Source organism: Aquibium pacificum, assembly GCF_040839445.1.
In the GTDB taxonomy this organism is placed as follows: Bacteria; Pseudomonadota; Alphaproteobacteria; order Rhizobiales; family Rhizobiaceae; genus Aquibium; species Aquibium pacificus.
Genome location: NZ_JBDPGJ010000051.1, coordinates 1 through 289, shown reverse-complemented (window position 1 = coordinate 289; position 289 = coordinate 1). Strand labels below are relative to the sequence as shown.

1 protein-coding gene is annotated in these 289 nt (G+C 61.6%); it reads left to right on the top strand.

Annotation, left to right across the window (positions count from 1 at the left end):
- Positions 1–289, top strand: a 289-nt coding sequence (locus ABGN05_RS30115) for a circularly permuted type 2 ATP-grasp protein (RefSeq protein ID WP_367957742.1), incomplete at both ends; no start/stop codon positions are given.

The following is a 289-nucleotide window of genomic DNA, read 5'->3' as shown; positions in this document are numbered from 1 at the left end:
CCGCCTAGACGACGACTTCCTCGATCCCCTCGTCTTCCGGCCGGATTCGGTGCTCGGCGTGCCGGGCATCATGAATGCCTACGAGCGCGGTTCGGTCACCCTCGCCAACGCGGTCGGCACCGGCATCTCGGACGACAAGGCGGTCTACAGCTACATGCCGGAGATCGTGAAGTTCTTCACCGGCGAGGATCCGATCCTGCACAACGTTCCGACCTATCGCTGCCGCGAGAAGGAGGCGTTTGCCTACGTGATGGACAACTTGTCCAAGCTGGTGGTGAAGGAAGTGAAC